This is a genomic window from Mycobacterium intermedium (genome assembly GCF_002086275.1).
Lineage (GTDB): Bacteria > Actinomycetota > Actinomycetes > Mycobacteriales > Mycobacteriaceae > Mycobacterium > Mycobacterium intermedium.
Genome location: NZ_MVHT01000010.1, coordinates 98794 through 107694 on the forward strand (window position 1 = coordinate 98794; position 8901 = coordinate 107694).

General features: G+C 63.5%; 10 protein-coding genes. 9 read left to right on the top strand and 1 reads right to left on the bottom strand.

The annotated features are described in order from the left end of the window. The first annotated feature begins 66 nt into the window (after positions 1 to 66). The 9 genes from BST27_RS06215 (at position 67) to BST27_RS06250 (ending at position 7618) form a co-directional block, all read left to right on the top strand. The gene (locus tag BST27_RS06215; RefSeq protein ID WP_371871541.1) at positions 67 to 804 is read left to right on the top strand and encodes a hypothetical protein; all 738 of its coding nucleotides are present in this window, start codon (positions 67 to 69) and stop codon (positions 802 to 804) included. Positions 805 to 962: 158 nt separating this feature from the next. Next, on the top strand, positions 963 to 1568 hold the full coding sequence (locus BST27_RS06220; RefSeq protein WP_069420270.1) for a TetR/AcrR family transcriptional regulator: 606 nt from the start codon (positions 963 to 965) through the stop codon (positions 1566 to 1568). Between the two features lie 167 nt (positions 1569 to 1735). Beyond that, a complete protein-coding gene (locus BST27_RS06225; protein ID WP_197518139.1) occupies positions 1736 to 3247 on the top strand; it encodes a nitric oxide reductase activation protein NorD in 1512 nt (503 codons plus the stop codon). Continuing rightward, positions 3244 to 4032 carry a CbbQ/NirQ/NorQ/GpvN family protein gene (locus BST27_RS06230; protein WP_069420272.1) on the top strand — a complete coding sequence of 263 codons (789 nt, stop codon included), beginning with the start codon at positions 3244 to 3246 and terminating at the stop codon, positions 4030 to 4032. Before BST27_RS06225 ends, BST27_RS06230 begins: the two co-directional genes overlap by 4 nt. Positions 4033 to 4049: 17 nt before the next feature. After that, positions 4050 to 4181, top strand: a complete 132-nt coding sequence (locus tag BST27_RS34445) for a hypothetical protein (RefSeq protein ID WP_263992000.1) — start codon at positions 4050 to 4052, stop codon at positions 4179 to 4181. Positions 4182 to 4267: 86 nt separating this feature from the next. After that, positions 4268 to 4873: a hypothetical protein gene (locus tag BST27_RS06235; protein WP_232007331.1), complete on the top strand. Its 606-nt coding sequence runs from the start codon at positions 4268 to 4270 to the stop codon at positions 4871 to 4873. 13 nt (positions 4874 to 4886) lie between these two features. Next, positions 4887 to 5312: a hypothetical protein gene (locus BST27_RS06240; protein WP_069420274.1), complete on the top strand. Its 426-nt coding sequence runs from the start codon at positions 4887 to 4889 to the stop codon at positions 5310 to 5312. Then, positions 5312 to 6367 carry an NAD(P)H-dependent amine dehydrogenase family protein gene (locus BST27_RS06245; RefSeq protein WP_069420275.1) on the top strand — a complete coding sequence of 352 codons (1056 nt, stop codon included), beginning with the start codon at positions 5312 to 5314 and terminating at the stop codon, positions 6365 to 6367. The genes BST27_RS06240 and BST27_RS06245 overlap by 1 nt, the downstream gene beginning before the upstream one ends. Positions 6368 to 6382: 15 nt before the next feature. Beyond that, the gene (locus BST27_RS06250) at positions 6383 to 7618 is read left to right on the top strand and encodes a cytochrome P450 (RefSeq protein ID WP_083148403.1); all 1236 of its coding nucleotides are present in this window, start codon (positions 6383 to 6385) and stop codon (positions 7616 to 7618) included. 342 nt (positions 7619 to 7960) lie between these two features. Here BST27_RS06250 and BST27_RS06255 read toward each other — a convergent pair. Continuing rightward, positions 7961 to 8901 (bottom strand): IS1380 family transposase (locus BST27_RS06255; RefSeq protein WP_083148405.1); only part of this gene is annotated, 941 nt, incomplete at its 5' end.

The window sequence follows — 8901 nt, forward strand, 5'->3', positions numbered from 1 at the left end:
CTGACGCACCTGTTGACCGGAGTCAGTTTCTGGACTAGAAACAGGCGAGGCTGAGGGAGGCAAAACGTGAATCTGCCCACGCTGAACCTGCGCCGCTCCACCGGGGCCGGCCCGAAGAATGACCCCGCTCGCGAAGGACTCACCTTCGACGAGCACATGGAGGAGTCCCAACTCGCGCAACGGCAGGCCGACAGGTGGTTGATCTCGGGTTCCCTGCTGATCGGCACGGCTGCCCTGGGCATCTTCGGCCTACCCCTGTTCCTTCGCGGCGTCTGGTTGCTTCGCCGCGCGCAGCGGACAGGCCTGTCTGTGCGCCCCATGCTGGTCACACTATTGGGTTACCTGGTCATCATTGATGCCGCCATCAACACCGTCGGCTGGGCGCTGGACATGGTCGGAAATCACACCCTGCTTGGCCGAGTGTTGTTGGTGGGCTGGGGAAATATGTTCGACGCCGGCTATTTCTGGCACTTCAACGAACTGTGGATCGGCGGCGCGGCCGGCCCCGGGGAGAAGGGCTGGGAGATCGGGTTGATCTTCACCGTCTTCACCATGCGGATCGCCGCCGGGATCGGCTTCCTGCAGATGAAGCGCTGGGGACACCAGTGGATGATCATCACCTGCTGGATGGGCGTGGTGATCTGGATCGGTTACGTGTTCAACATGACGATGTACGCCGACGTGCGCTTTGCCGGCGTCATACTCCCGGTCGTCGGCTGGTGGCTCTACGACATCTTCTACATCACCCCCTTCCTGGCCATCCCCTATCTGCACACCGTCAACCGTGAGATCTTCTCCGACTGAGGCGCTCGTTGACCCGTGTCAAGGAGATCAAGAAATGGCGCACCGGTTCCTCATACCCGAACCACCGACTGCAGGCTGGCTTTCGAAACCCATTCCAGTCATCAGACCGGTCGGAACACATTGACTTAGGTCAGTGACAGGACTACAAAGAGTTGACAATGACGTCTCCGGTCAGGACCTCCGTGCGCGAAGCGCAGCGGTTGCAGACGCGCCAGCGCGTGCTTGGCGCCGCCCTGGCCGAGTTCCAGCGGTCCGGTATGGCCGCCGCGGAGGTGAGCGCGATCATCAGCGCCGCCGGGGTCGCGCACGGCACGTTCTTCTTCCACTTCCCCACCAAAGAGCACGTACTGCTCGAGCTCGAGACTCGTGAAGAAGCTCGTCTGGCAGCCGAACTCGCGCGCTTTCTCGGCAAACCTCACGATCTGGCCGACGTGCTGACCGAGGCGGCCCGACTGGTCGTCGACCTGGAACAACGCCTCGGCGGGCCACTTTTCCGTGATTTTCTGGGAATTCATTTCTCGCCGACACGCCCCAAGCGCGACGAGGAATGGACCGATCACCCGGTGATCGTGCTGCTGGTCAAGGAGATTCAGCGAGCCCGCGACCTCGGCGAGGTGCACGCTGAGGTCGACCCGTTCTACAGCGCGGTGTTCTTTCTCCTGGGCATCTACGGTGCCCTGAGCACGACACCATCCGGGCCTGCACGCGACACGATGGTGGCCGAGCTCATCGCTACGGCCATACGAAGCCTGGAGCCACGATGACTTCGGCCAAACGATAAGGAGATCGACGCACATGGACATGGTTTGGGAACTATTGCGATACGTCGCTGCCTGGGGCGGAACGGTTTTGATCATCTGGTTCTGGTACTGGATGTTCTCCAACATCGGAACTTTCTGAGCACGTGATTGAAACAGCCGACACGTCGGCGATGTCCATCGAGCGCAGCTGCGCGCTGACGGCAGTGGCGCTCAGTGAACACCGCCGCAGTGGTGCCCGCTTGACGACGGGCGCGCAACGCAGCTTCGGCTTGAACGCCGCCTTGGACATCGTGCATGTCCCCTATCCGGCCTTCGGCCGCGATTGGACCCGACGAACGCTGACATGCGGTGTCGCGCTGCAATGCTCGCCGTCCAAGGAACGCCTCGCCCACTACCGGCTGACCGACCTTTCTCCCCGTGAACACCGCGCCCTGGTGATCGTCGAGGCGGGCGTGGCGATGGGCTGGATCGCCTCGAGGTGGCCGGGACTGATGCCCGAGATCGAAAGAGTGCTACCCGATCTCGAGGTCGGTGACCCGAACCTGGACGCCCCGGCAATGTTTGACCGCGCGATCGATATGGCGCGTACCGGACAGCCGATAGCCGAGTTTCCGCTGCTGGGCACGTTGCCCCACACATACTCGAGTGCCCGTGGACTCGCCAGTGCGATCAAGCGGTTCGGCCGAATGCCGTGGACCACCACACAGAAGCGCCATCCACGCGCCCACTCGGTGCCGGTGGGTGGCGACGGTGGCGTGCGCAATCCAAACTTGCCGCCACCGAGTCGCCCCGAGGACAACGATCTGGAAATCAGTCCCGCACGCCGGCAAGGCATTCCCTATCCCGAGTGGAACGCGTGGACCAAGAGCTTCCTCGTGGATCACGTTGCCGTCCTAGAACTCCCGCCCGCCCCCCGTGCCGGTCAACCGCCTCCGCTCTCGGCGAACCTGCGAAAGTGGTTCGAGGAACACACGCATCGCGCGATGACCAATCGGCTCGAGGACGGATCCGAGCTGGATGTCGACCAATACGTCAGCCATTACATCGACATGATGACCGCGGAGTCGAGCGAATCCCGCGAGCCCAGGATCTTCCGCGAGCTGCGGCCCCACAGCCGTGACGTCACCACCGCGCTGTTGCTCGACGGCAGCTCGTCGCTGGGAGTGCATGGGGGCCGAATCTTCCGGCTGGAACTGGAATGCGCCGACGCCCTGTCTCGCGCGATGACCCTCGCCCGCGAACGGCACGGCATTTTCGTGTTCACCGGCAATACCCGGCACCGGGTGGAAGTGCGCTGCCTGAAAGACTTCCGGGACAGCCGATACGTGGCACCCGGCAGCCTCGGACTCATGACCGGCGGCTACACCCGGCTCGGCGCGCCGATCCGCCACTTGACTTCGCGGCTGCTGGCGCAGCCGTCGGAGCGTCGCCTGCTCATCGTGATCGGCGACGGACTGATGTCCGACGAAGGCTACGAGGGCCGCTACGCGTGGGCCGATGTGGCGCACGCAGTCGAGGAAGCCAACGACGCGGGCGTCTCCGTGTACTACGTGGGCATCGGGCCGACACGGGTCGACCCGCTGCCCGAGGTATTCGGGCCGCGTCGGTCCAGACGAATCAAACGAATTGAGGAGCTGCCGCGCGTGCTCGCCCATGTGCATCGAGAGTTGGTTGCCGCATGACCGCCGACACCTACATTGCCAGCGGCAATGAAGTGGAATTGTTCGAACAGGCTTTCCGCGAACATATTCCGGTGATGCTCACCGGGCCCACCGGCTGCGGGAAGACACGGTTCGTCGAGCACATGGGCGTCCTCTTGCGGCAACCCGTCGTCACCATCAGCTGTCACGACGATCTCACCAGTTCGGACCTGGTCGGTCGGTTCATGGTCACCGGTGGCGACGTGGTGTGGACCGACGGTCCGTTGACCCGGGCGGTCAAAGCCGGTGCCATCTGTTATCTCGACGAGGTCGTTGAGGCTCGGCACGACTCGCTGGCCATTCTGCACTCGCTGACCGACCACCGTCGCGCTCTGTACCTCGACCGTGCGGACGAGGTTGTCCAGGCACCGGATTCGTTCATGTTGGTGTGCTCCTACAACCCGGCATACCGCAGTTCCCTGAAAGAGTTGAAGCCTTCGTTCCGTCAGCGCTTCGCCACCATCCCGATGAAATATCTGGCCCCGGAGCAGGAGGCGGAGGTGATCGTCGCCGAGTCGGGTGTCGAGCCCGCCACCGCCCAGCGGCTCGTCCACTGCGCCAACGCGATCCGCCACGCCGATGAGGTCTTCCACTTCGAGCCGCCGTCGACCAGGGTGCTGGTCACCGCGGCGAAGCTGATAGCGGCCGGAGCCTCCGAAATGAGCGCGGCCGAAGCATGCATCCTCGCGCCGCTCAGCACCGACGGTGCGATCAACGACGGTCTGCGTGAAGTCGCGGCGGCAACCCTGCTCTCGAGAAACGGCTGAAGAACGGAGAAAGTGAAATGGTGGATCAACAAGAGCGAAACCGCAAGAAGGCTCTCATCGCCTTCCAGATCTTCATTTACGGCTACCTGCTGGTGATGTTCAGCATCCAGCTGTACATGTCCTTTGCCCGGGGCTGGTGGGATCTGTGAGTCTCACTGCCACTCCCCGCGACTCCGTCGGCCTCGCCGAACACGACGAGCAATCGCGGCAAGCACAACGCCGGGCCGACAAGTGGATGATCGTCGGCGCCGGATTGATGGGATGCTGGGCGCCCGGTATCTTCGGGTTCCCTATCTTCATGCGGGGAGTCTGGTTGCAGCGCCAGGCATTACGCGCGGGCCTGTCGGTTCGGCCGATGATCATCACCTTGATCGGTTACCTGGTCATGATCGACGGAATGCTCAACACCCTTGGCTGGTCCTTGGATCTCGTCGCCAACCACACCTTGATCAATCGGGTGCTGATGGTCGGTTGGGGCAACATGTTCGATGCCGGCTACTTCTGGCACTACAACGAATTGTGGGTCGGTGGCGCGGCGGGCCCGGGTGAAAAGGCCTATGTGGTCGGGCTGATTATCACCGTGTTTTCGATGCGGGTCGCCGCGGCGATCGGATTCCTGCAGATGAAGCGCTGGGGACACCAGTGGATGATCATTACCTGCTGGATGGGCGTGGTGATCTGGACCGCATACGTGTTCAACATGACGATGTACGCCGACGTGCGCTTCGCCGGTGTCGTTTTCCCGGTGATCGGCTGGTGGCTGTTCGACATCTTCTACATCACCCCGTTCCTGGCCATCCCGTACCTGCACACCGTCAACCGCGAAATCTTCTCTGACTGAGAGGGATAACATCATGACCACTGAAGCAACGAAAGAAGCGACGGCAGAAGACCTGCCCCCGGGTACCACGCCGTACTGGGCGCGCATGCACAAGTGGATCAAGCGCGCGGTGCTGGTCTGCCTGGTCGCGCTGGTCATCGAGGGCGCGTTCACGCTCCCGTTCATGGCCGTCTACTACGGCTACCCGACGTTGTCCCTCACCGAAATCTGTAGCGAGCTACTCAAAGTCCGCTACTCCGATGACACCCTGGAATGCAAGTACCCTTACCCCCCGTTGGGGCCGCCCGAGGGAGCCGAGGGCAAGGACACCGCGCAGGACATCTGGGGCATCCAACCGATTCCGAAATACCACCGGTTGGGATTCCGCGAATTGGTGCGCATCCATGACGAGCGCCTCGCCCGTCAGGCCGCAGAGCAGCAGGTTGGCGCAAAACCATAATGACCAAGCTGCGCGTCGTTCAGTGGACCACTGGCAATGTGGGCAGGAAGTCGGTGCACGCGATCGCAGCGAATTCCCTGTTGGAACTGGTCGGCTGCTACGCATGGTCGCCCGACAAGGTCGGCCGTGATGTCGGTGAGCTGTGCGGTATCGAGCACCTGGGTGTGCGGGCGACCGACGATATCGACGCGCTGTTGGCGTTGAAACCCGATTGTGTCGTCTACAACCCGATGTTCGCCAATGTCGATGAGGTGACCCGCATTCTGGAGGCGGGAATCAACGTCGTCACCACATCGGAGTTCATCACCGGGCAGCAACTGGGTCCTGATCGGGAGCGGATCAGCGATGCGTGTGCGCGGGGCGGTTCGACCATTTTCGGCAGCGGCATCAACCCCGGGTTCATCCAACTGCTCGCCATCGTCACCGCGGGTCTCTCGGACCGGGTCGATCGGATAGCCATCGTCGAGTCCTTCGACACCACCATCTACAACTCTCCGGACACGGAGATTCCGATGGGGTTCGGCTGTCCGATCGACCAGCCAGATCTGCCCGCGATCACCGAGAAGGGATCCGGGATCTTCCGCGAAGCGGTGCAACTGCTCGCCGATGCCCTAGGCGTCGAACTCGACGACATCCGCTGCGCAGCCGAATACGCGCAAACCACAGAAGATCTGGTCCTCCCTGGTGAATGGACCATCAAGAGGGGGTGCGTCGCGGGGATCGACCTGCGCTGGAAGGGGATCTTTGCGGGCCGCGAGGTGATCGAACTGCGCGCCGTGTGGACCAAGGGCCAATCGCTGGATCCCGCCTGGTCGACGAACTTCGGTTACACCGTTACGGTCGAGGGCCGTCCAACCATCAAGAGCACGCTGAATTTCGAGCCACCGCCGGACTTTCACGGCGAAACGATCGAGGACTACATCATGCTCGGGCTCACGATCACCGCGATGCCACCGATCACGGCAATACCCGCCGTCGTCGCGGCGCCGCCCGGCATCGCCACCTACACCGACCTGCCCCTGCTACTTCCGCGGGGCGTGCTGGCACGCAGCTGAAAGGACGGTACGCAAGTGACGGCAATTGCCGGTGCGCCCAACATCTTTGAAGCGGGTCTTCCGAGCCTCGCGTACGACGTCAATGAATCGCCCCATGAGGTCTGCGACCGGATTCGGGCCGCGCAACGACTGGCACCAATCGCCATCGGGCCGCTCGGTCCCGAAGTACTCTCATACGAACTCGCCCGAAGCATCCTTCGCGATACCCGGTTCGTGATCCCACCGGGTCTTCACCTGGCCGCGCAAGGCGTGACGTCAGGCCCGTTGTGGGACAGGGTTGTCGGCAGCATCATCTGCGCCGAAGGTGCCGAACACCATCGCTTGCGCAGCCTCGTCTCACGCGCATTCACACCTCGCGCGATCGCACGTATGCACGACACGATCGACGATGTGCTCAATGAACTCATCGACGGCGTCGCCCCAGCGAGACGTTGTGACGTCGTCACCGATATCGCACGGCACTATCCCATCCCGATCATCTGCGCGTTGATTGGCGCCCCACGCGGAGATTGGACGCAGTTCGACCGGTGGGCCGAAGCGATCTTCAAGATGGTCAACTTTTCGGTGAACCTGATCGAAGAGATGCCCGCCGTTCTGCGCAGCTGGGGCGAACTCGATGCCTACGTCGACGACATGGTGGCCGAACGACGGCACCAGCTGACCGAGGACCTGCTTTCCAACCTCATCCGCGCCGAGGATGACGGCGATCGGCTCAGCGCCGACGAACTGCGCATGACGGTGGCAGGTCTGTTAGTTGCCGGCACGGATACCACCCGCAATCAGCTGGCCGCCTCGTTGCAGGTGCTGCTGGATCACCCAGAGCAGTGGACGATGCTGCGTGAGCGTCCAGAACTTGCGATGTCCGCGGTCGAGGAGAGCATGCGCCACTCCCCTGCCGTGTGCACCACGGTCCGCACCGTGCACGAGGACGTCGAAATCGGCGGATTCACCTTCCCCCGGGAAACCTTCATCCTCGTGAATTCCTTTGCCGCTAACCGTGATCCCGAGGTGTACCAGGACCCCGATCGCTTCGACATAACCCGCAAGGAAGCGCCGGCGGTGTTGACCTTCGGTGGCGGCGTGCACTACTGCCTGGGCGCCAACCTGGCTCGGCTGGAATTGGCCGAAGGGCTCAAAATCTTGGCCCGAAGGATGCCCCACGCCCGCCGGGTCGGAGCGGCGCCGTGGAAACCGATGCTCGGCATGAGCGGGCCCACAAGCCTGATCATCGAATTTGGCGGTGGCCGATGACTGACTCGCCCTCGCGGTTGCATCATGTGGTCTTCGCGGTGGCACGCGAGCGACATGACACCGTGGGACAGCTCTTTACCGAACTGGGCTTCAGCTTCAACGAGGCCAACCTCGACGAACTCGGGATCCGGGTGCTGCTGGACTGGGACCGGGGTATCGAGTTGATCAGTCCTAACCTCGATTTTTCGTCGAGGGTGATTTCGGTCGGACTTGGCGATGGGGTGCGTGGTGTCTGGGGTTTGTGTGGTTTAGGGCGTGTTGGGGTTGTCCCGTGTCGCCGGGTTGGCGGGCTTTCCCAGGGCCGGTGGTCTTTCGTGCTCGGTTGGTCAGCTGGGTTGTCGGTCAACCGAAGGCGGTGCGGATGTGTTGCCATGCGGTGGCGATGGCTGCGGCCCATCGCCAGGTGGCGTCGATGCGTAGTCGGGTTCGGCGGGCGCCGCGGGTGATGCGGGCTGCGACGTGCAGGACTCGGTAGCGGAAGGTAGCGATCTCGGCACGGGTCAGGCCGGGGTGGCCGGTGAATCCGATGAGCTGGCACCAGGTGACCAGATCGGCTGCGGCCAAGACGATTTCCAGCCAGGCGGCGTTGGCGTCGAATGCCTGACACGGCAGGTTGCGCAGGCCGGTGGCTTTGAGTTCGCGGATGCGGTCTTCGACGCGGGCGTGTTGGCGGTGGCGTAGTTCCAGACCTGCCACCTGGCCGGCGACCACACCGGGCGGTGTGTCGGTGATGAACGCGGTGACCCGCATCCCGTCGGCGTCGGTGAACCGCAACTGCGCACCCGGATGGGCCCTTTCCTTGCGCAGGATCAGCCGGGTCCCCGCCGGCCACGATGACAGGTTGACCAGGTTGGTGGCCTCGGCGACCCAGGCGCCCTCGCGGATACCACCGTCGGTGTCGATCGCCGGATACCAGCACTGCCCGATGTTGAGAGTGTCCACAGCGTCCTGCACCCGCCAATCCACGGGGTAGCCGAAGGAGAACCCCACGCCCGCGGCGCGGCAGGCGTCGGCGAAGTCGTGGGTGGCCCCGGCGGTGTCGCAGCGCACCAGCACCGCCGGCTTGTCGGGGTCGTCGCGATGATCGGGGTCCGGCCGCCATCGCGCCGGCAGGCCGGCCAGTGCCTGCGCTAGGACACTGACGTGGTCAGCTGCGGTGTTGGAGCCCGCGCCACCGGGGCGCAGTAGGCCGGCCAGCGCTTCCCCGCCGGCGATCTCGGGGCGGTCCACGAAGGCCAGCAGCGGGTGGTGACCGTAGGTCTTTTTCCAGGTCGCCCCTGCCT